We start from the raw sequence: 22,158 nt of genomic DNA on the forward strand, positions 1-22,158 counted from the left end.
TGAGGATCAAAAGTCCTCACCCCTATCCGATTGGGCGGCGATCACTGGAGCTTCGTGCTCATGGCGCCTGAAAGCTTGGTGAGGAGCGCCGTGGCGACGGCGTTTCCGTCAATGCCTTCGGCGGAGAACCTGCCGTTTTCATAGCGCACGCCGTTGAGGACGATGCTGCCGCCGAGGTACTTCTCGGTCTTCTTGGCGTACTTGTCCTTGCCCGTCAACAGGCTGGCGAGGCCAGAAAGCTCGCGTATGGCCTTCGTCTCCCTGGTGCCGGGCTGGTCGATTTCGGCCTTCTTGACGCAAAGCGTGACCGGGTCGGTCGTCTTGACTGCAAGGCCCGTGAGGGCGGCGTTGTTCCATGTCATGAGGCTGCGGCCCTTGGCGTTGAGCATGTTGAACTTCGCCATGCTGATGTCGCCCGCCCAGCTCGCAACCTGCTTGTCCTTTTCGGACGCAAGGCCGAACCTGCCCTTGCTCTCGAGCGTGCCGCTCTGCGCGCCGATGCCGGCGTAGGCCGTCATGACGGAGGAGAGCGACTTCATGTTGATGCCCGACAGCGTCGTCGAGACGTCGGCGGTCATGGGCGAGAGCGTCACGGTGCCGTCTGCCGCAAGGGTGCCGCCCGCAGTGCCTGCGGACATCTTCACGGTGGCGGCAGCGCCTTCGGCCGAGGAGAGGTTCTTCACCGAGGCGTTGATGTCGGAGACCGTGATGGCGGCGTTGGGCTTGACGCTCGTGTCGCGGAAGTTGAATCTGGAGTTCTTCACGTCGGCCGAAGCGACCTTCCACTGCCAGGGCTTGCCCGCCTTTTCGGTGGTCTTCGCATCGGCGTCCTTCTGGGCCGCCTTCTTGGCTGCGCCTGCCTTGGAGGGCATGAGATTGAGGCCGGCGGAGGTCATGACGGCGTTGACGACGGCCGTGTCGAGCAGGATGCTGTCGACGTTGACGGACTGCTTCGCCGTGTCAAGGCTGCCGAGCTTGACGGAGGCGGTTCTGGCGGAGACGAGCGTCGACTTGCCCTGTTTCACCTGAAGGTTGGTAAGAGAGGCGGTGCCGCTGCCCGTGACGGCGGAGCCCTTGACGGCTGCCTTGACGTTGAGGCTAACGGCGCCCGAGGCATCGAAGCCCGTTGCGTTCCTGATGTAGGAGGCGAGCTGTGCGGCCTGCAGGCCGCTGGCCTTGAGGGTGGCGTTGACCACGAGCGGTGCAGGCGTGACGTCCGCCGCAAGCGAGAGCATGCCGCCGAAAACCTTTGCGCCCGCTTCGGCCTTCGCGGGCTTGGCGTTCGCTGCGTTCGTCAGGCCCGTGACCGTGGCGTTGAGGGCCGTGACGTTGATTTTGGCGGCGGGCCTGACGGTCGAGTCGTTCCAGGTGGCGTTGCCGTTGCGGATCTGCACGGAGTCCACGCGCCAGTGCCAGCCGGAGTTGCTGCCGGAATCCTTGCCCGAGTCCGCAGCGGCGCCCGACGAGAAGCCTTGGGCGGTCTGGGAGACGTTGAGGCCGGAGGGCGTGTTGACGAAGTGGACCTTCGGATCCTGAATGACGATGCTGCCGACGGAGGCCTGATGTTCGAGAAGGTCCAACTCGGTGAGCTGCAGGCTCGCCTTCTTGAAGGAGGCGAGCGGCTGGACGCGGTTGCTGATCTGCTGGACGGCGGTGAGGTCGTTGACGTTCACGGTGCCCGAGACGAGCATCTTGCCGGGCTTGCCGCTCGTAGCATTGCGGAAGACGACGTTGACCTCGGTCGAGAGACGGCCGTTTTCAAGCATGAGGCTCGGCGTATTGAGCGCGGGCACGAGCTTGAAGACGGGGGCGAGGTCCAGATTCGAGATCTTCATGTTGAGGCGCGCCGAGAGCGTGGTGCCGAAGGGCTGCGTGGAGCCCGTGGCGAAGATCGGCGTGCCGTTGAGCTTCATGGAGAGCTTGGGCGTGACGAGGCTGCTCTTGGAGTTGGCGAGCGTGCTCACGAACGGAAGCTCGAGGTTGAAGTCGGTGACCGACTGGTCGATGGCGCGTGCGCGGTCGAGGACCTGAAGGGAGGAGTTTTTGACGCTGATGTTGTAGACCGCGAAGGAGGGAAGGCTGCTGCTTTCCGAGGAGGCCTTTTCCGACGATCCGCCTTCGGCCGAACCGTGGCCGTTCATGAGCCTGCGCATGTCCTCGTCATCGAGTGCGACGACGGCGTTGAGCCCGTCGACGGTCACTTCGTCAATGACGGGCGCAAGCTCGACGAGCGTCTGGGCCGACGCATTCACGTAGAAGCGGTCGAGCGAGAGAAGCGGAGGGTTGTTGTTCTTGCCTGCAACCGTGAGCCCCTCGAGCGTGAACTCCCAGGTCCACGGATTGAAGGCGACATTTGTGACGGTCACGCTGCGTCCGAGCTGCTTGCCGAGCGTGTCGGCGAGCGTCGACTTGACGAGCGTGGGCACCGCGAGATAGCCGGCGGCTGCGTAAAGCGCCGTGGCGACGACGGCCGCGCCTGCCGTGATCTTGAAAATGCTGGCCATGTCCTGCCCTCCCTGACTAGGTTCCCCTGTTCTGTACATTATAGGTGCCAGTTCAGAGGCTCCGATTGGCACGATGGGGGTGAAAACACCGCCAACGCTTCTGCCCGAGGAAGTTCAGCGGGTTTTGCGATATTTCGACATTTTGTTTCCGCGGGGCGCCGTGCACGACGTAGGGAAGCGAAAGGGCGGGGTGTGATGCGCAGGAAGGGACGGCGGAGCGGGGTGCCTGAAAGCAGAAGGGCCTGAGATCGTGCAGAACAATCTCAGGCCCTGAATATGGTGGAGGCGGCGGGAGTTGAACCCGCGTCCGGAAACCTTTTTCTGTTGGGTCTACATGCTTAGCCGCATGATTTGAATCTCACCGGATGCCCTGCCGAGCGGCGGGCCGGCATCCAGCCAGTCACCTTGATTTCGGAAGCGCGTCGGTGACGCCCGCACATCCTAGACTCTGTCAAATGATACTGCTGTCGATTGCTCGACCCGGCCCAGAGACAAACCGGTGCAGCATCTCGCATTAAGCAGCGAGAGCGAAACGCTTGTTGTTGGCGTTTAATTGTTTGCAGCGGATTTACGAGGTGACTGCACCTCGACATGCCCCATACAGCGTCCGCGTCCCCGTCGAAGCCAAGGCGCCCCCTGTATGAAGGATGACCATTATAACGCATGAGCGTTGAGCTGCACGGCCCATGTCGCGAGTTCGGCGGGCGAATGTGCAACAAGATCCGCACCCCAGCTTTCGGGCGGCGTGACTGCATAGCCCCAGGTGCAGGCCGCGCAGGGCATGCCCGCCGCATGCGCCGCTGCCACGTCTCTCGGGTCGTCGCCTGCGTAGAGGATGTCCGTGACGTGAACGCCCGTGAGTCGGGCGGCCGTCAGCAGGGAGTCGGGCGCAGGCTTCATCGCGCAGCCTTCGGAGTCGCTGCCGAGCACGACGTCAAGCTGTCCGTCGAGTCCGAGGTTGTCCGTGAGCCTGAGTGCAAGGTGCTCGACCTTATTGGTGACGACGCCCGTCCGGATGCCTGCGGCCCGGAGAGCCTCGAGCATGACGGGGACGCCCTCGAAGGGACGGGAGCGGTCCGTCATGTGGGCGGCGTAGTTGTCGAGGAATTCGGTCCTGAGGGCGAGGAAGGCGGGATCGTCCCTGCCGATGCCCATGGCCTTGCCGAGAAGGCCGGGGGCGCCCCTGCTCGCGTAGGGACGGAGCTCCTCTTCGGGAAGCGGGGCGATGCCCCTGGCGGTCCTCACCATGTTGACGGCGAGCGCAAGGTCGGGTGCGGTGTCGACGAGGGTGCCGTCAAGGTCGAAGAGAAAAAGCCTGATGGTCATGGTCGTGCTGTCCTGAGAGGAGGAATAAAGAAAGCCCTCGAACGTCTGGCATTCGAGGGCTTGCCGAGGGCGCTTGAGCGCGCCCTCACGGAACTTCAGTCAGGAATTACTGACGCGTACCGACGACTTCAACCACGGCGCGGCGGTTCGGAGCGAGGCACTGAACGAGTTCGCGGAAGTTCTTGACCTGGCCCTTGGCGGAGGGGTTCGGGCAGTCAACAACCGGATCGGCCTCACCGCGGCCTTCGGTCTGGATCAGGTTGGCGTCCACGCCCTTGGAGACGAGGTAGGTCTTGACGGATTCAGCACGAGCAGCGGAGAGCTTTTCGTTGTAGGCGTCCTTGCCGAGACGGTCGGCATAGCCGGTGGAGAGGATGACTTCAACGTTCACGCCGGCGAGACGGGAGACGAGGTCGTCGAGAACGGCCTTGCCTTCATCCTTGAGGGTGGACTTGTCGAAGTTGAAGAGCATGTCGGCGGAGAAGGTCACCTTTTCGGCAGCGGGAGCAACCGGAGCGGCGGCCTGCTTCGGCTGGCAGGCTTCGGCAGGGAGAACATCGGCGTCGCACTGGCAACCTTCACCGGAGGCTTCGGCGAGAGCGGGCGTCCAGAAGTTGGTGCGCCAGCAGAGACCAAAGCCGCTCTTGACGATCTGACCGTCAGCGGAGTGGACATAAGGGCTGACCTGGTCGGCAGCGAAGGAAGCGCCCGACACCGCCAGCATCATAGCGGCCACAAGGCCGCCAATCTTCAGAGAAGTCTTCATTGTTGTTATCCTCAAAAAGTTCAGGAAGCTTAAACGGGATGGACGATTTGTCACCAACAGGACTGCCGGCTACAAACAGATCACCCAGATGTCTTGCCCGTTAACTCGGACAGGATACACCGAACACGTCAAGCGTGCGAAGGTCAGTGCTGTCCTGCGGGGTCAAATGGCTAAATATCTAGGTTCATTCTGTCAGATTTCCGCAACGATTTCCACCGCTGGACATCCCGTATTACACCTAAAGCCGATTTATCGGGGAGGGAAAAAAACGCCTGGTCGCCGCTGTGACCGCGCGGGGACTCAAATGAGGGGCGCCCACTTTTCGAGCAGCGTGCGAGCAGTGTCGTCTCTCGGCTCCGTGCCTTCGCCTGCGGCAAGCCTGCCTGCAACCCAGACGTGGGTCACGTGTTCACGGCCCGCCGAATAAAGAAGTTGGGCGGCTGGGTCGGTGACGGGACCGCATTCGATGCCCGAGAGGTCGACCGCGATCATGTCGGCGCATTTTCCGATTTCCAGAGAACCGATTTCATCGTCCCAGTGAAGGGCGCGCGCGCCGCCGAGCGTCGCGGCCTCGAGCATGTCGAAGACCTTCGCGCAGGTGGTGCCGCCCGCGACGGCCTTGGCGAGCATGGCCGCGAGGCGGGTCTCGCCGAGCATGTCGAGCTTGTCGTTGCTTGCCGCTCCGTCGGTGCCGATGCCGAGGTTGATGCCCGCCTTCATCATCTTCGCGACGGGCGCGAAGCCCGAGGCGAGTTTGAGGTTGGAGGACGGACAGTGGCAGACGGATGCGCGTGCCTCGGCGAGCATGCGGATGTCCTCGTTGCTCGTGTGCACGCTGTGCACGGAGATGAGGCGCTCGTTGAGAAGTCCGAGGCGGGCAAGGCGGGCGACGGGGCGCTCGCCGTGGTCCTTGAGGGAGGTCTCCACCTCGCCTGCGGTTTCATTGACGTGGATGTGCACGGGCAGGTCGTGGCGCTCGCTCAGGGCGGCGCATCGCGCAAGGGAGGCGTCGCTCACCGTATAGGGCGCGTGCGGCCCGACGGTCACGCGCACGAACGGGTCGCCGCTGTAACGCTCGATGAGCGCCTCGCACTTGCTGATGTACTCGTCGTCGTTCGCGGCCCAGGCGGACGGGAAGCCGATGACGATGCCTGCGGTCGCGCAGCGCAGCCCCGCCTCGCGAAGGCCTTCAGCGGCGGCTTCGGGGAAGAAGTAGAGGTCCGAACAGCAGGTGACGCCCGAGCGGATCATTTCGACGCCCGCGATCAGGCTGCCGTCGTGCACGAATTCCGCACTCATGAGGCGTCCCTCGGCGGGCCAGATCTCCTTGGTGAGCCAGTCCATGAGGGGAAGGTCGGCGCCCCTGCCGCGAAGCAGGTTCATGGCCGCGTGCGTGTGAAGGTTGATGAGGCCGGGCATGACGACGCCTGCGGGCAGGCGCATCGTCTTCGCCTCGAGACCCGCGTAGCGGACTCTGGCGGCCTCGGTCGGAAGAATGTCTGCGATGCGGCCGCCCGAGAAGACGACGGTGTGATTCTCCAGAACGGTGTTTCGGGGAATGACGGGAATGACCCAGCGGGCCTCGACGAGCGTGTCGGCGGTCATGCGCAACCTCATGATTTTTGACTCGAAAACGGCGCGGGCCGACAGGGTTTCGGACGGTGTCGGGAACCTGTCGCCGTGCGGGACTTCAGCCAATTGTATTCGGGTTTGAATCGGCGAATAACTGGTAAAATAGATTGTTTGGACCGACGCGGTCACGCACGAGAGGGCGGGCAGCGAAGCGGTCGTCGCGGCGGGTCTCCGGACCCTGCGCGCATCAGTCAGACAGACTTAAGGAAAGAAGAGCCGGAAGGCTTCGTCCGGGATCAGGGACGGGGCGCCGGCCTTACCCAGAGGAATAAACGGCATGGACGAAAAAGACAATAAGGAAGAGCCGCAGGTGCAGGGCCCGGAAGCCGCCGAGGATGCGGAAGACGACGCCCCGCTTCAGGGATCCGCCCTGAGCGTCGCGCACGAGCTCCTTCCGATTTCGCTTGAATCGGAAATGAAGCGCTCTTATCTCGACTACGCCATGAGCGTGATCGTGGGCCGCGCGCTTCCCGATGTGCGCGACGGCTTGAAGCCGGTGCACCGCCGCGTTCTTCATGCCATGAACGAGATCAAAAACACCCACAACAACCCGACCAAGAAGGCCGCGCGCGTTGTGGGTGAAGTGCTCGGCAAGTACCACCCGCACGGCGACTCCGCCGCCTACATGACGATCGTGCGCATGGCCCAGCCCTTCTCGCTGCGCTATCCGCTCATCTTCGGTCAGGGCAACTTCGGCTCGATCGACGGCGACAGCCCCGCCGCCATGCGTTACACGGAAGTGCGCCTTGAGAAGATCGCCGGTGAAATGCTCGCCGACATCAACGAGGACACGGTCGACTTCGTTCCGAACTTCGACAACTCCGAAAGGGAGCCCGTCGTCCTGCCGACCCGTCTGCCTCAGCTTCTCATCAACGGCTCCTCCGGCATCGCCGTGGGCATGGCCACGAACATCCCGCCGCACAATCTCGGCGAGACGATCGACGCCTGCCTGCACCAGCTCCGCAATCCCGAGTGCTCGATCGAGGACCTCATTCGCCTGATGCCCGCTCCCGATTTCCCGACAGGTGGCATCATCTTCGGCATCTCCGACGTCCATCAGGGCTACCGCACGGGCCGCGGCCGCGTGGTCATGCGCGCCCGCACGCATCTTGAGGAATTCGGCCGCGACCGCGTCCGCATCATCGTCGACGAGATTCCGTACATGGTCAACAAGCGCGTCATGTACGAGAAGATGCACGAGCTCATGCGCGAGAAGAAGATCGAGGGCATCGCCGAAATGCGCGACGAGTCCTCGAAGGAGATCCGCATCTGCATCGACCTCAAGCAGGGCGCCATGCCCGAGGTCGTGCTCAACAACCTCTTCAAGATGACGCAGATGCAGGAGAGCTTCGGCATGAACATGGTCGCCCTCGTGGACGGCCAGCCGACGCTGCTCAACCTGCAGCAGATGATCGTGCACTTCCTGTCGCACCGCCGCGAAGTTGTGACGCGCCGCACGGTCTTCCGCCTCGGCAAGTACCGCGCCCAGGGCCATCTGCTAGAAGGCCAGACGGTTGCGCTCTCGAACCTTGACGAGTTCATCCGCATCATCCGCAACGCCAAAACGCCGGCCGACGCCGCCGACGAGCTCTACGGCCGCGGCTGGCCCACGGCCATGGCCCAAGAGCTTGCCAGCCGCAGCGTTGAGGACATGCACCGCTACTATCCCGAGGACATGGACCCCGTCCGCGGCATCCAGCAGGACGGTCTCTACTACCTCACCAGGGTTCAGATCGACAACATCCTTGCGATGAGCCTGCGTCGCCTGACCGGCCTCGAGCAGGACAAGGTCCGCGCCGACTACGCCGCCATGATGGCCAACATCGCCGACTGCCTCGACATTCTCGCCCGTCCCGAACGCGTCAACGCGATCATCGGCGAGGAGCTCGAGAACATCCGCGAGGAGTACGGCGACGAGCGCCGCTCGACGATCGACCTCATGGGCGATCCGAACTTCAACAAGCGCGACCTGATCCCGCGCCGCGACATGGTCGTCACGCTCTCGCGCGGCGGCTACATCAAGAGCCAGGACCTCGCCGACTACGACGCCCAGACGCGCGGCGGCAAGGGCCGCAAGGTTCAGGAGATGACGAAGGATGACGAGGTCGCCGAGCTCTTCATCGCCAACTCGCACGACGTGATCATGTGCTTTTCCACGGCGGGCAGGGTCTATCCTATCGACGTCTTCGAGCTGCCCGAGGGCAAGTCCAACACCCGCGGACGTCCGATCGTCAACCTGCTTCCGCTCGAAGAGGGCGAGCAGATCTCCTTCATGCTGCCGATTCAGGGCTTTGACAACGAGCACTACATCGTGATGGCCACGAACCGCGGCACGATCAAGAAGACGCCGCTCTCCGCCTTCAGGAACGCCCGCCTCAAGGGCATCATCGCCACGACGCTCGACGAGGGCGAAACGCTCGTCGGCGTGGCCGTCTCCGACGGCGGCGACGACATCATGCTCTTCAGCGATGCGGGCAAGTGCGCCCGCTTCTCCGAGAGCGTCCTCCGTCCGATGGGGCGTGCGGCCCACGGGGTGATCGGCATGCGTCTCGACGAAGGCCAGTCCGTCATCTCCCTCATTGTCACGAACGACGAGCAGAAGTACGTGCTCGCCGCCACCGAGCACGGCTACGGCAAGCGCACCCTCGTTAGCGAGTATCAGCGCAAGGGCCGCGGCATCCGAGGTGTGATCACCATCTCCACGAAGGAGCGCAACGGCCGCATGGTCTCCGCCGTCCTCACGGATCCCGACGACGAGATCATGATGCTCACCACGGGCGGCAAAGTCGTGCGCACGAGCGCCAGTGAAGTCAGCATCGTGAACCGCGCAGCCATGGGCGTGCGTCTCATCAACCCCGGCGACGACACGCTCGCCTCGGTGCGCCGAGTCGCAGTCAAGAGCGCCGACGACGAACTCGAGAAGCTCAACATCGAGGTCTCCGACGAGGACCTGCTCGTTGATGAGGATCCCGCCGACGACGAGTCCGAGACTCCCGAGACCGATTCCGACAACGCCGTCGATGTCGACGGAGATGATCAGGATCAAAACTGATGCAGGATTCTGCAGTCGGCAATTGCTGACGAGATCGCCTAAGATAAACGGATGCGCCGCTTTTTTGCAGCGCATCCGTTTTTTCATGGTTCCGCCGTTTTTTTGTCTGGAGATAGTCATGGGTCGTCCCTTCAACTTCGCCGCCGGTCCGAGCATGCTGCCTGAGTCCGTTCTCAAAAGCGTTTCCGACGCCGTCATCGACTACGAGGGGCACGGCTACTCCATTCTCGAGATGATGCACCGCAAGCCGCCCTTCGAGGCGATCCTTCTCGAGCTCAAGAGCCGCGTGAAGTCGCTTCTGGCCGTGCCCGACGACTTCGAGATCCTCTTCTGCCCGGGCGGCGGCAAGACGCAGTTCGCCATGGTGCCGCTCAACCTCGTCACCCAGGGGTGCCGCGGCGGCTACGTCGTCACGGGCACCTGGTCGCGCATGGCGAGCGAGGAGTGCCGCCGCGTCTCCCGCGAGACGACGCTCTGGGCTGGCAACAACCGCGAGCTGCCGGCGAACGTGATCCATGTTCCGCGCGACGTCGAGTACGTCTACTTCTGCGACAACGAAACGGTCGACGGCACCGAATTCAAGGGCCTGCCCGCCGTTGACGACAACGACGCTCTCTTCGTCTCCGACATGTCGAGTAACTTCATGAGCCGTCCCGTCGACTGGACCCGCTATGCGGCCGTCTGGGCCGGCGTTCAGAAGAACTTCGGCACCGCGGGCCTCGCTTGCGTGATCGTGCGCCGCGACCAGCTCGGCTGCGCCGCCGAAACCGTGCCGCAGATGCTCGACTGGAGCGTCTACGCCAGGAACAACAGTCTGCAGAACACGCCGCCCGTGCTTCAGTTCTACACCGCCATGCTGATGGCCCGCTGGGTCGACGAGCAGGGCGGCGTCGCCGAGATGGACCGTCGCGCGAAGGAGCGCTCGGCCCTTCTCTACGACACCATCGACAGCATGGGCGACTTCTACGTGAGCCGCATCGCGCCCGAAGCCCGCAGCCGCATGAACGTCGTCTTCACGCTCGCCGACGAGACGCTCCTGCCCGTCTTCGTGAAGGAGGCCGAGGCGCAGGGCCTGACGAATCTCGCCGGCCACCGCTCCGTGGGCGGCCTGCGCGCGTCGCTCTACAACGTGATGCCCATGGAGGGCGTCGAGAGGCTCACCGCCTTCATGCGCGACTTCGCGGGGCGCCATGTCGAGCGTCACTGACGGCGTCGTCGCCTTTCTCGGGCCTGCGGGGACCTTCTCCGAGCAGGCCGTCAGGGCCGTCTTCGGACGTGAGGCGAAGGCGATCGCCGAACCCGACTTCGACGCCATTCTCGATGCGGTCGAGAGCGGTGAGGCGCGTTTCGGCGTCATTGCGATTGAAAACAACACGAACGGCACGGTCACGCACGCGCTCGACTTGTTGCTCGAGCGCCGCCTCTGCATCGTGGGCGAGGTGTCCGTGCCCGTCGTCCACAATCTGCTCACGCTCGAGAAGCGTCTCGAGGACGTCAGGCGTGTCTACGCGCATGCGCAGGCGCTCGCGCAGTGCAGGGGGTGGCTCTCGCGTCACATGCCCGACGCCGAGCGCATCGCCGTCTCGTCCAATGCCGAAGGGGCCCGCAGGGCCTCGATCGAGCGGGGCGCGGCGGGGATTGCCGCGATCGTGGCGGCCGACATCTACGGCCTGCGCGCCGCAGCCAAGAGCATTCAGGACGGCGAGGGCAACCGCACGCGCTTCCTCGTGATGGCGCGCGAGCCCGAGATGATCCTCGAAACTCCGAAGGCCTTCAAGACGAGCATCGTCTTCTCGGTGCCCAACGTGCCGGGCTCGCTCTACGACATGATGACGCCGATGGCCGAGAACGGCGTGCAGATGGTCCGCATCGAGAGCCGTCCCGCCCGCAACGGCTTCTGGGACTACAACTTCTTCATCGACGTCGAGGGCTCGGTCGAGACCCCCGGCGTTCGCGAAGCGCTTGCGGCCATGGAGGCGAGGACCGAGCACTGGCGCCTTCTCGGATCTTACCCTGTTGTAGACTGATGGCCTCGCCAGCGCGAAGAGATCCGCTGGGCGAGCCAACAGACGAGAGATTTCATGACAGACTGCATTCCGGTTATTACGCTTGACGGCCCCGCCGCGAGCGGCAAGGGCACGATCGCGTCCCGAGTCGCCGACGCGCTTGGCTTCCACTACCTCGACAGCGGCGCGCTCTACCGCATCGCGACCCTCGACGCCCTTTCGAAGGGGATCGACCTTGACGACGCGCAGGCGCTCACGGCGGCGGCCCAAGGGCTCTCCCCCGTGTTCGAGGGCGGCCGCATCCTTCTCGACGGTCGCGACGTGACGACGGCCATCCGTGCCGAGGAAGTGAGCTCCGCCACGAGCCGCGTGGCCGTGGTGCCCGGCGTTCGAGCCGCGCTCTTTGCGCTGCAGAAGAACGCCGCCCGCCTGCCCGGTCTCGTCGCCGACGGCAGGGACATGGGCACGGTGGTCTTCCCCGAGGCTCCGCTCAAGGTCTTCATGACCGCAACGGCCAGGGTCCGCGCCGAGCGCAGGTACTGCCAGCTGCTCGAACGTGGCGAAACGGCCGACCTCGAGGCGCTTACTGCCGATCTTGAGGAGCGCGACCGTCGCGACAGCCAGAGGGCCACGGCGCCTCTGAAGCCCGCCGAGGACGCACGCCTTCTCGACACGTCCTACATGGGCATCGAGGAAGTCGTAAAAAAAGTCCTCGAGTGGTGGGACGAGACCAAAAAGTTGTCGTAGAATAAGCGTTCATTTTTTCCGCAGGTCGCCCGAAGGGGCGTCTTGCATTTTCATCAACTCCGCCCAAGGCCTTCTGCTGCGGGTGTGTATCTTTATTTCAAACAATGACCAACGAAACCAACAAGCCCGAATCCTTCGCTGAGCTTTTTGCCGAAAGCCTCGCTCACCAGGAAATGCGTCAGGGTGAAGTCATCACCGCTGAAGTCGTCCGCGTCGACTACAACTTCGTCGTCGTCAACGCCGGCCTCAAGAGCGAAGCCTATGTGCCCATCGAAGAGTTCAAGGATGACCGTGGTGAAGTGACCGTCCAGCCGGGCGACTTCATCTCCGTCGCCATCGAATCCGTCGAAAACGGCTACGGCGACACGATCCTCAGCCGCGACAAGGCCAAGCGCCTCGCCGCCTGGATGAACCTCGAACAGGCTCTCGAATCCGGTGAACTCGTCACCGGTACGGTCACGGGCAAGGTCAAGGGCGGTCTCACCGTCATGACCAACGGCATCCGCGCCTTCCTCCCGGGCTCCCTCGTGGACACCCGTCCGGTCAAGGACACGACGCCGTACGAAGGCAAGACCTTCGAATTCAAGGTTATCAAGCTCGACCGCAAGCGCAACAACGTCGTGGTTTCCCGCCGTGCCGTCGTTGAAGCCAACATGGGCGAAGAACGCGCCAAGCTCCTCGAAACGCTCAAGGAAGGCGCCATCGTCAAGGGCATCGTCAAGAACATCACCGACTACGGCGCCTTCGTCGACCTCGGTGGCATCGACGGTCTCCTCCACATCACGGACCTCGCCTGGCGTCGCGTCCGCCACCCGAGCGAAGTCGTTCAGGTTGGTCAGGAACTCGAAGCCAAGGTTCTCAAGTTCGACCAGGACAAGAACCGCGTCTCCCTCGGCCTCAAGCAGCTCGGCGAAGACCCGTGGGTCGGCATCGCCCGCCGCTACCCGCAGGGCACCCGCCTCTTCGGCAAGGTCACGAACATCACCGACTACGGTGCCTTCGTTGAAGTCGAAGCCGGCATCGAAGGTCTCGTCCACGTCTCCGAAATGGATTGGACGAACAAGAACGTTGATCCGCGTAAGGTCGTCACGCTCGGCGATGAAGTCGAAGTCATGGTTCTCGACATCGACGAAGAACGCCGCCGCATCTCCCTCGGCATGAAGCAGTGCAAGCCGAATCCGTGGGAAGACTTTGCCCAGTCCCACAAGAAGGGCGACAAGGTCTCCGGCCAGATCAAGTCCATCACCGACTTCGGTGTGTTCATCGGTCTCCCGGGCGGCATTGACGGTCTCGTCCACCTCTCCGACCTTTCCTGGAATGAGTCCGGTGAAGAAGCCGTTCGCAAGTACAAGAAGGGCGACGAACTCGAAGCCGTCGTTCTCGCGATCGACACGGAACGTGAACGCATCTCCCTCGGCATCAAGCAGATGGGCGGCGATCCGTTCTCCAACTTCGCTTCCACCCACGACAAGAACACGCTCGTCAAGGGTACGGTGAAGTCCGTTGACGCCAAGGGCGCCGTCATCGACCTCGGCAACGACGTCGAAGGCTACCTCCGCGCTGCTGAAATCTCCGCCGACCGCGTTGAAGACGCCACGACGCGTCTCGCCGCCGGCGACGAAGTCGAAGCTCTCATCACGAACATCGACCGCAAGAACCGCTCCATCCAGCTCTCCATCCGTGCGAAGGACGCTGCTGAAGCCCGTGACGCTCTCGATCGTCTCAACGCCGATGCCACGGCTGCCTCCGGCACGACCAACCTCGGCGCTCTCCTCAAGGCCAAGCTCGAACAGAGGTAATTCTGAACGAAGCTGATCCGCGGGGATCGAAGGGCTCCGGTCCGACGGTCCCCAGAGGAACACAAAAAAGGCTGCGGCATGAAAATGCCGGCAGCCTTTTTTCGTCATGACAGCGCGGGATTTGTCCCGAGCCCGCATCGCGTGCCACAATGTCACCGAATCCTGACTAACGACAAGAAAAGGCCTTTTATGGAATCCGAACTTTGGTATCTGGTCCTCATTCCCGTGCTCTTCGCCGCAGGCTGGTGGGCCCGTGGGCTCGACGCAGGCGAGCGCGAGCGGAATTCCAGGCGGCTCCCCGAGGCGTATTCGCGCGGGGTGGCCATGCTCATGAGCGACCGTCCCGACAAGGCCATCGATCCCTTCATCGAAGTCGTCAGGCTCGACCCCGAGCTCATCGAGCTCCACCACGTGCTCGGCACGCTCTTCCGCCGCCGCGGCGAGTTCGAGCGCGCGATCAAGCTCCACAACCACCTTGTCAACCGCGAGGATATCCCCGAGGAGGACCGCGTCAAGGCGCTCCAGGCTCTTGGCGAGGACTACATGACCGCTGGCCTCTTCGACCGCGCCGAGGAGACCTACCGCAGGCTCCTGCGCAACCCCACCGAACATCTGGACGCGCTGCGCGCGCTCCTTGAGATCTACTGCATCGAGCACGAGTGGACCTCCGCCATCGACGTCTCGCGCCAGCTCGAGGTGCAGGCGGGTGAAAATCTCGCTTCCGAGATCGCCCACTACTACTGCGAGCTCGCCGAGGAGGCCGTCCGCCGCAAGGACTTCGAGCTTGCCGACGACCACGTTCGTCATGCGCTTGAAAAGTGCCCCGAGTCTCCGCGTGCGGGCATTGCCGCTGGCGCCGTCGCGCTCTCGCTCGGCAACGCCGAACGTGCCCTGCGCTGCTGGAACGGCGTCATGAAGCGCACGCCCGCCTACCTGCCGCTCGTCGTCGGCCGCGTCGCCGATGCGCTCGACGCGCTCGGCCGCAGGGATGAGGCCGTCGTGCTTCTGCACAAGGCGCTCGCCGACAACGGCGGCGCCGACGTGATGGAGGAGGCCGTCAAGCGCCTCGCCGCCTGGGAGGGCCTTGAAAAGGCGGGCGAGAGCGTCGTCGAGATGCTCGCCAGGCGTCCTAGCCTCTCCGCCTTTTCGACCATGATGACGCTTCGTCAGAAGGAGCGCCCCGACGACGAGGAGACGAAGCTCCTCGCCACGCTCCTGCAGCGCCACGGCCGCCGCTTCACGAAGTACCAGTGCTCGAACTGCGGCTTCCTTGCCTCGTCCTTCTCCTGGCACTGCCTCGGCTGCGGCGCCTGGGACAGCTTCCCGCCGCGCCGCATCGAGGACGTCAAGTAGTCCTCGTGCGTGCGCGAGGCATGCATCCTGCACGGGAATCGGTCATCAAGGCCTTTCTCCAAGTGATTTTGAGACCTTTGTTACAATTGTCGTGATGACGCCAAACATATTGAACGTCGCGTCTTCATACAATTAAGCAATGAATGAACGGCGGCTGCATGAGCGATGGAACGTCCGCCGTTCCCTGAACATGCATCGCTCATTCTGTCCACGCAGAAAAAAAAGGAAATTGGAACAGTATGTTTAAGCGCATTGGTCTGTTGGTGCTCGCCAACCTCGCCGTCTTCATCATGCTCAGCGTGATCCTCACGGTCGTGCAGATGGTGTTCGGCGTCAACTTCGGCACCATGGCGGGCTCGTCCCTCAACCTTTCCGCCCTCTTCATCTTCTCGATGGTCGTCGGCTTCAGCGGCTCGATCATCTCGCTGCTCATGAGCAAGCAGATGGCCAAGATGAGCATGGGCGTGCAGATGATCGACACGAACAATCCCCAGCCCGGTCTTGAAGCCTACCTCGTCGGCGTCGTGCGCCACGAAGCCGAAAGGGCCGGCATCCCGATGCCTGAAGTCGGCATCTACGAAGGCGAGCCCAACGCCTTCGCGACCGGCGCCTCCGCCTCGAGCGCCATGGTGGCCGTCTCCACGGGGCTTCTCAACATCATGAACCGCGACGAAGTCGAGGCCGTGCTCGCCCACGAGATCTCCCACGTCAAGAACGGCGACATGGTCACGCAGACCCTGCTTCAGGGTGTGATGAACACCTTCGTCGTGTTCTTCTCCCGCATCATCGGCTGGGTGGTCGACCGTCAGATCCTCCGCAACGAAGACGATGCTCCGGGTGTCGGCTACTACGTGACGAGCCTTGTTCTCGACATCTGCCTCGGCTTCCTTGCCGGCATGGTCGTCGCCTACTTCTCCCGCTGGCGTGAATACCACGCCGACGCCGGCGCCGCCGAGATCATGCAGTCCAACCAGCCCATGATCAACGCCCTGCGCCGCCTTGGCGGCATGGAGGCCCAGAACGAGCTTCCGGGCGCCGTCAAGGGCTTCGGCATCTCGGGCGGCATCGGCTCGCTCTTCGCGACCCATCCGTCCATTGAGGACCGCATCGCTGCGCTTGAAAGCCGCCGCTACTGATGCAGCTTCTGAGGGCCGTCCTCCGCGACGGCTCCTCGAGCAATGAAAAAAAACTCTGCCGACTTCTGGTCTGGCGGAGTTTTTTTGTTCGCGCTTTGTGGACTCAGCCGCTCACGGTGGTCGGGATGCCGAGCGCGTTCACGCGTGCGGCGATCTCGTCGAGACGCTCGCGGGGCGCCTTGAGGAGGTTCTTGCCAGGCGTCTCCCTGTCGAGCGTGTAGATCGTCACGAGTCTGGGGCCGATCTCCCTGAGGGCGTCGAGCCAGGGGCCGACGTACTCGTCCCCCGTGTTGTCGACGCTTCGGCCCTCCCATTCGCCCTTCATGAACATCGTCTGGATGATGCAGCGGCCTTCGAAGGCTTTCATGCGCTCGATGAGCTTCGGCAGGTCGTAGCGGCTCGTGGGGCGGTCGACGAGGTGAATGTAGTCCTCGTCGACGGTGTCGAGCTTGAGGAGCGCGTTGTCGACCCTGAGGAGCGCGCGGAAGACGCCGTTCCTGACGATGTGGGTGGCGTTGGTGAGGACGCTCACCTGGCTTTTAGGCGCGTACTCGTCGCGAAGCGCGAGCGTGTCGTCGATGATGCCCTCAAAGTCGGGGTGCGAGGTGGGCTCGCCGTTGCCCGAGAAGGTGATCGTGTCGGGCAGGACGCCTTCGGCCTTCATGCTCTCGAGCTTGGCGCGAAGGGCTTCGCGCACGGCTTCACGCGTGGGCATCCTCAACTCGGGACGGTGCTGGCCGTTGAGGCCGCATTCGCAGTAGATGCAGTCGAAGCTGCAGAGCTTGCCGTCGGCGGGCAGCAGGTTGACGCCGAGCGAAACGCCTAGACGGCGGCTGTGCACGGGACCGAAAATCGGGCTGGGAAAGAGGATGGTTGACATGCCGAACTCCTGACGGGGGGACCTGATCGTCAATCATAGCGCAAGGCCTGCGGGCAGGAAAAAAGGCGCGGGAGCCGCCTCCCGCGCCTTTGTCAGTGCCGTGTACCCGAAGTCCGTCGTCAGGCTCTGGAGACCTTGACGGCCTCCTCGATCTCCTCGGGCGTGTGGTTGTCGTCGCGGGCGAACTGCCGGCCCACCCAGATGGCCATGCAGGCGAGCGAGATGCCCGTGAGCCAGAGGCCTGCGGCCGTGGCGCTCCAGAAGCCGTAGGCGCCCATCGGCTCGCCCGTGATCGGGTTGCCGAAGGCGAGCATGTAGCCGCCGCCGAGGCCCACACCCCAGAGCATGACGCCGTAGATGATCATCGGCAGGCGCGTGACGCGGTAGCCTCGAAGGGCGAACGAGCTCACGGACTGCATGGCGTCGAAGACGTGGTAGAGGCAGCCGAAGATGAGGAGCGAGGCCGCCATCGCGCACACGCCCGTGTCGGACGAGTAGAGCGTCACGAGCCAGTGGCGCGCGAAGAAGAGGATGGTGACGATGCAGGTCGCGCTCGCCACCGAGACTTTGAGCGTGCGCGTGAGCACCGTGTAGGCCACGGCCGGCCAACGTGCACCGAGGCACTGGGAGATGAGTACGGACGAGGCGATGCCGATCGAGAGGGGCAGCATGTAGCAGAGGCTCGTGATGTTGGCCACGATTTGGTGGGCGGAAACGGCCTCGGAGCCGAAGCGTGCGACGAAGATTGCCATCAGCGTGAAGCTCGAGACCTCGAAGAAGGTGCTTAGGCCGATCGGAATGCCGACGTGGAGCTGCTCTTTCATCAGCGCCCACCTCGGGCCGAAGATGCGTTCGGCGTGCATCGTGCGGTAGAAGGCGTCGCGCTTCCAGATGGCGAGGTAGCAGAGGAAGGCGAGGTAGTTGAGGATGCAGAACGAGACGCCTGCGCCCGAGCCGCCCATGGCGGGGAAGCCGAGCCAGCCGTACATGAAGATGCCGTTGAGAGGCACCTTGAGGGCGAGCATGGCAAGCGAGACCCACATCGTGATGCGCGGGCGCGAGAGGGCCGCGTTGACCGAGATGAAGGTTCGGGCGAAGAGGCAGGCGGGCAGCGCGAGCGCGGTGAAGAAGAGGAATTCGGCGGCCATACGCGCGACCTCGCCCTCGACCTTGCCGAGCGAGATCCAGAGGTCCGTGTACATGAGGAGCGGAACGCCGAAGAGGCAGAGGAAGCCGCCGAGCCAGAAGTTCTGCTCGAGTTCCTCGCCCACGGCCCTGTAGTTGCGGGCGCCGTAGTGGTGGCCCGCAATCGGGGAGAGGCTCTGGAGGATGCCTGCAAGGCCCATCACCACGGAGATTGTGGCGGCGATGGAGACGGCGATGGCGGCAAGGTGGTTCTTGCCGAGCTGGCCGGCCATGATCGTGTCGATCGTGCCGCTGCCGACGATGGCGATGTTGGCGACGAAAATGGGGCCCGCAAGGCGCATGAGCGCTGCGAACGATGTCTTGGGAGGCGTCAGTGTCGTCATGAGGGGCTAAGTTCAGCGGTTTTGGATGACGGTGAAGGCTTCATCGGTGTGAGGACGACGGAAGCTGTCGGGCAGGAGGGCGCCGCTTCTGGACCTGTCAATCGTGAAGCGGCACTCGTCGGGGCGGGCGCGCACGAGGACGTCGAGGTCTGCGTAGTGTTTGAAGACCGCCTGCAGGCCGTGGTTCATGCCCGTGCCGCATACGACGTCGCCGGGCTGCATGCCCTTGGCCTCAAGGTTGCGGGCGACCGCCTTGACGACGGGCTCGTAGGAGCGGTTGACGTCGAGCGCCGTGTGGTAGAGGCCCACGAGCGAGGCGGAGAAGGCGGTGATGCCTGCGGCGGCGAGCCACGGACCGCGCCATGCAACGACGGGGCGGTGCGTGAGGCGCCAGCCGACGAAGACGAACCAGACGAGGGAGACGAGGCAGGCGAGCACCAGGCCCGAGTCGAAGACGGGGGCGCTGCCGGGGGCGAGCATCTGCAGGGACTCGGCCATCTTCGGTGCGAAGCTCGTGAGCCAGGCGAACCAGTAGGCCCAGAGCACGAGCAGGCCGAGCGTGAAGATCGTGAGCGAGAACCAGTCGAGCACGTTCTCGTAGCCGCGGCGGACGGTTACGAGACCGAAGGCCGCAGTGACGGAGAGCATTGGCAGGAAGGCGAGGAAGACCGTGTCGTAGGCCTGAAAGGAGGAGAAGACCACGGCGGGGATGCCTGCCATGAGCGCGGCCGCAGGCAGCAGGATGTGCGTCTGGCGGATCTGATGGCGCCAGACGTAGAGTCCCCAGATGGCGAAGGGCCAGATGGGGCAGAGGTACCAGAGGGCGTTGCGGGCGAACCAGAGATAGGTGTCGGAGCCCGCCAGCGAGAAGTGCGCGAGCTGGGCGGGCAGCCATTCGCCGAACCAGACCGCGGCCTGCGCGGGGTCGACGGCGAAGGCGAGCAGGGGCCAGGGCAGGAAGCCCGCGAGCGCGCCGGCGATCGTGATGAGAAGGCGCTTCGGGCGATGGTGCGAGAAGGCCTTGAGGCACTGGATCGTGATGAGGGCGAGTACGAGGAGCCAGCAGCTCGCGAAGAGCGTCGAGGAGACGACGGCCAGACCTGCTGCGAGACCTGCGGTGAAGGCGCCGGGAACGGGGCGCCTGATGCCGAGCGTGAGGCCGTAGAAGCTCAGCGCGGCCATCGTGAGGAGCGTCGTGTCGGGAAGCGCCTCGTGTTGGCGGGTGAGGATGCCGAAGGTTGCGACGAAGAGCAGTACGGCGACGTCGGCGACGACGCGGCTGTAGTCGCGAGGACTCGCTTCGCCGCCGAAGGCGAAGGCGATGGGCTGCGCCTCAGGGCGTCGGGCGAGGTGCCAGGTGCCGTACCAAAGGGCGGCCGTGGTGAGCGCGAAGAGAAGGCACGCGGCGAAGCGCACCGCGGCGATGTCGCCCATGAGTCCCGTGAGGCGGCCGAAGGCGATGATGACGGCGGTGAGCCAGCCCGCGAGCGGACCCGCCTCCGTGATCGGAGAGTCGGCCATCATGGGCATGAGCCAGGCGGATGCGCCGCCGTCAAGCATGGCGGAGGCCGTGCCGAAGCTCAGTGCGTCGCGAAGCGTCCAGAGCCCTGTCGCCCAGAAACCGCTGAAGGCGAAGATGGTCAGAAGCGCGAGAAGGCTCCAGCGAGGGAGCTTGCGGGCGGCTTCCTGGGACATTTTGACGGGAGTGGATCGCTGGCTGAGCACGGAGGGCTCCTAAGTTGACGTTTCAGACATTGCGGACATTGTCCGTTTTTTCGGGGCAAATGAAAAGGGCAGTCCGACGAATCGGAGACTGCCCTTTCTGGAAGCGACGTGCGGACGGGCCGCACGGGCCTGAACCGGCAATATTACTTGGCGGCCTTGGCGGCTTCGGCGGCGGCGTTCATGGCCTGCTGCTTGGCGGCGAACTTGGCGCGGAACTTTTCAACGCGGCCGGCTTCGACGATGCGCGTCTGAGCGCCCGTGTAGAACGGGTGGCTGGCGGAGGACGTATCAAGCTTGTACATCGGGTAGGTCACGCCGTCGATTTCGATCGTTTCACGCGTCTGAGCGGCGGAACGGATGATGAACGTCTGGTTGATGGAGAGGTCGACGAAAGCGACTTCGCGGTATTCGGGATGAATGCCTTTCTTCATTTTTAAGGTAATTCCTAGTTTTGGTTGTCGGTCGCCCTGACGGCCTTGCGAGTCCGCCCGAATTCGTCGGGTCTTACGACAGGCATGCCTGTCCACGTGCCAACTGGGAAAGGACGAAATTATGTCACGTCCCGCCGTCGCGTGCAAGCGTGCGGGAGAGGTTTTCGAGTCCCGTGCGGGACGAACGGCGGATCTTGTTAAGCGTCGAGCAAAGTTCGACTGTTACAATCAGGAAAATGACCGGAAGGCGCCCGCCGCTTTTCGGTTTTCCCTTTATTAGAGCCGTCCGCCAACGTCTGGACGACGGACATTCACAGACATTCAGATTCATCATCATGTCCAATTTCGAACGCTGCGTCATCGCCACCCGCGAAAGCCCCCTTGCCATGTGGCAGGCCCTTCACATCCAGTCCGTGCTGCGCGCCCGCTATCCGTCCGCGAGCGTGGAGCTCCTCGGCATGACGACGCGAGGCGACCAGATCCTCGACCGCACGCTCTCCAAGGTGGGCGGCAAGGGACTCTTCGTGAAGGAGCTTGAAGTCGCCATGGAGGCGGGCGAGGCCGATCTCGCCGTGCACTCCCTCAAGGACGTTCCGATGGAGCTTCCCGAGGGCTTCGACCTCGTCGCCGTGAGCGAACGCGAGGATCCGCGCGACGCCTTCGTCTCCCCGAAGTACGCGAGCCTTGACGACATGCCCGCCGGCGCCCGCGTGGGCACTGCCAGCCTTCGCCGCGAGCTCATGCTCCGCATGAACTATCCGCACCTTGAAGTGCTTCCCGTTCGCGGCAACGTCGGCACGCGCCTGCGCAAGCTCGACGCCGGCGAATACGACGCCCTCGTGATGGCCTCCGCCGGCCTCAAGCGTCTTGAGCTCCACGACCGCATCCGCTCGATCATTCCGGCCGAAGTGAGCCTGCCGTCTCCGGGCCAGGGCGCCCTCGGCGTTGAGATCCGCTCCGACAACGCCGTCATGCACGAGGCTCTCGCCTTCCTCAATGACCCGCACACCCGCGCCTGCTGCACGGCCGAACGCGCCGTCTCCCGCGCGCTCGGCGGCTCCTGCCAGGTTCCGCTCGCCGCCTACGGCATCATCGAGGGCGGGGAGCTTTACCTGCGCGCCCTCGTGGGCAACCACAAGACCGGCGAAGCCATCCGCAGCGAGGCCCGCGGTCCCTGGACGGAGCCTGAAGCGCTTGCGGCGCGCGTGGTTGAGGACCTCCGCCGTCAGGGCGCAGACGCTATACTGAAGGCTGTTCTCGGTTAATTCAGGT

The 22,158-nt window shown here is 63.9% G+C and carries 16 protein-coding genes and 1 other RNA gene; 8 read left to right on the plus strand and 9 right to left on the minus strand.

Going from position 1 to position 22,158, the window contains the following annotated elements:
- Positions 1–41: 41 nt before the first annotated feature.
- The 5 genes from HMPREF3036_RS08995 to HMPREF3036_RS09015 form a co-directional block, all read right to left on the minus strand.
- Entirely contained in the window at positions 42–2,504 is a 2,463-nt protein-coding gene (locus HMPREF3036_RS08995) for a DUF748 domain-containing protein (RefSeq protein ID WP_062333757.1), read from the minus strand.
- Between the two features lie 277 nt (positions 2,505–2,781).
- Positions 2,782–3,141, minus strand: a transfer-messenger RNA (tmRNA) gene (gene ssrA / locus HMPREF3036_RS09000).
- A 17-nt stretch (positions 3,142–3,158) separates the two neighbouring features.
- Positions 3,159–3,830, minus strand: coding sequence for an HAD family hydrolase (locus HMPREF3036_RS09005; protein ID WP_005437286.1), 672 nt, complete (start codon positions 3,828–3,830; stop codon positions 3,159–3,161).
- Positions 3,831–3,936: 106 nt separating this feature from the next.
- A complete protein-coding gene (locus HMPREF3036_RS09010) occupies positions 3,937–4,596 on the minus strand; it encodes an OmpA family protein (RefSeq protein WP_005437287.1) in 660 nt (219 codons plus the stop codon).
- 300 nt (positions 4,597–4,896) lie between these two features.
- Positions 4,897–6,201 carry a TRZ/ATZ family hydrolase gene (locus HMPREF3036_RS09015; RefSeq protein WP_062333760.1) on the minus strand — a complete coding sequence of 435 codons (1,305 nt, stop codon included), beginning with the start codon at positions 6,199–6,201 and terminating at the stop codon, positions 4,897–4,899.
- A gap of 304 nt (positions 6,202–6,505) precedes the next feature.
- On the opposite strand from HMPREF3036_RS09015, the gene gyrA reads away from it, so the two are divergent.
- The 7 genes from gyrA to htpX all read left to right on the plus strand — a co-directional run bounded on the left by gyrA (position 6,506) and on the right by htpX (position 16,321).
- Positions 6,506–9,280, plus strand: coding sequence for a DNA gyrase subunit A (gyrA, locus tag HMPREF3036_RS09020; protein ID WP_005437291.1), 2,775 nt, complete (start codon positions 6,506–6,508; stop codon positions 9,278–9,280).
- A gap of 118 nt (positions 9,281–9,398) precedes the next feature.
- Complete coding sequence (gene serC, locus HMPREF3036_RS09025; protein WP_005437293.1) at positions 9,399–10,487, plus strand: 3-phosphoserine/phosphohydroxythreonine transaminase; 1,089 nt, start codon at positions 9,399–9,401, stop codon at positions 10,485–10,487.
- Entirely contained in the window at positions 10,471–11,307 is an 837-nt protein-coding gene (pheA, locus tag HMPREF3036_RS09030; RefSeq protein ID WP_062333763.1) for a prephenate dehydratase, read from the plus strand. The genes serC and pheA overlap by 17 nt, the downstream gene beginning before the upstream one ends.
- Positions 11,308–11,361: 54 nt before the next feature.
- Positions 11,362–12,033: a (d)CMP kinase gene (gene cmk / locus HMPREF3036_RS09035; RefSeq protein WP_005437295.1), complete on the plus strand. Its 672-nt coding sequence runs from the start codon at positions 11,362–11,364 to the stop codon at positions 12,031–12,033.
- Between the two features lie 104 nt (positions 12,034–12,137).
- A complete protein-coding gene (gene rpsA / locus HMPREF3036_RS09040) occupies positions 12,138–13,832 on the plus strand; it encodes a 30S ribosomal protein S1 (protein WP_005437296.1) in 1,695 nt (564 codons plus the stop codon).
- 189 nt (positions 13,833–14,021) lie between these two features.
- Positions 14,022–15,185: a lipopolysaccharide assembly protein LapB gene (locus HMPREF3036_RS09045; RefSeq protein WP_062333766.1), complete on the plus strand. Its 1,164-nt coding sequence runs from the start codon at positions 14,022–14,024 to the stop codon at positions 15,183–15,185.
- Between the two features lie 239 nt (positions 15,186–15,424).
- Positions 15,425–16,321: a protease HtpX gene (gene htpX, locus HMPREF3036_RS09050; protein ID WP_005437298.1), complete on the plus strand. Its 897-nt coding sequence runs from the start codon at positions 15,425–15,427 to the stop codon at positions 16,319–16,321.
- Between the two features lie 103 nt (positions 16,322–16,424).
- Here the strand turns inward: htpX and HMPREF3036_RS09055 are convergent, their stop codons facing one another.
- The 4 genes from HMPREF3036_RS09055 to HMPREF3036_RS09070 form a co-directional block, all read right to left on the minus strand.
- Positions 16,425–17,201, minus strand: a complete 777-nt coding sequence (locus HMPREF3036_RS09055; RefSeq protein WP_062333769.1) for a radical SAM protein — start codon at positions 17,199–17,201, stop codon at positions 16,425–16,427.
- 119 nt (positions 17,202–17,320) lie between these two features.
- Positions 17,321–18,730 carry an MATE family efflux transporter gene (locus tag HMPREF3036_RS09060; RefSeq protein ID WP_005437300.1) on the minus strand — a complete coding sequence of 470 codons (1,410 nt, stop codon included), beginning with the start codon at positions 18,728–18,730 and terminating at the stop codon, positions 17,321–17,323.
- Between the two features lie 12 nt (positions 18,731–18,742).
- The gene (locus HMPREF3036_RS09065; protein ID WP_062333772.1) at positions 18,743–20,455 is read right to left on the minus strand and encodes an ArnT family glycosyltransferase; all 1,713 of its coding nucleotides are present in this window, start codon (positions 20,453–20,455) and stop codon (positions 18,743–18,745) included.
- Between the two features lie 143 nt (positions 20,456–20,598).
- Complete coding sequence (locus HMPREF3036_RS09070) at positions 20,599–20,886, minus strand: type B 50S ribosomal protein L31 (protein WP_005437306.1); 288 nt, start codon at positions 20,884–20,886, stop codon at positions 20,599–20,601.
- Between the two features lie 335 nt (positions 20,887–21,221).
- Between HMPREF3036_RS09070 and hemC the strand changes: the two genes are divergently transcribed.
- Complete coding sequence (gene hemC / locus HMPREF3036_RS09075) at positions 21,222–22,151, plus strand: hydroxymethylbilane synthase (RefSeq protein ID WP_005437308.1); 930 nt, start codon at positions 21,222–21,224, stop codon at positions 22,149–22,151.
- The last annotated feature ends 7 nt before the right edge of the window (positions 22,152–22,158 follow it).

This window comes from Sutterella sp. KLE1602 (assembly GCF_001578585.1).
Lineage (GTDB): Bacteria > Pseudomonadota > Gammaproteobacteria > Burkholderiales > Burkholderiaceae_F > Sutterella > Sutterella wadsworthensis_A.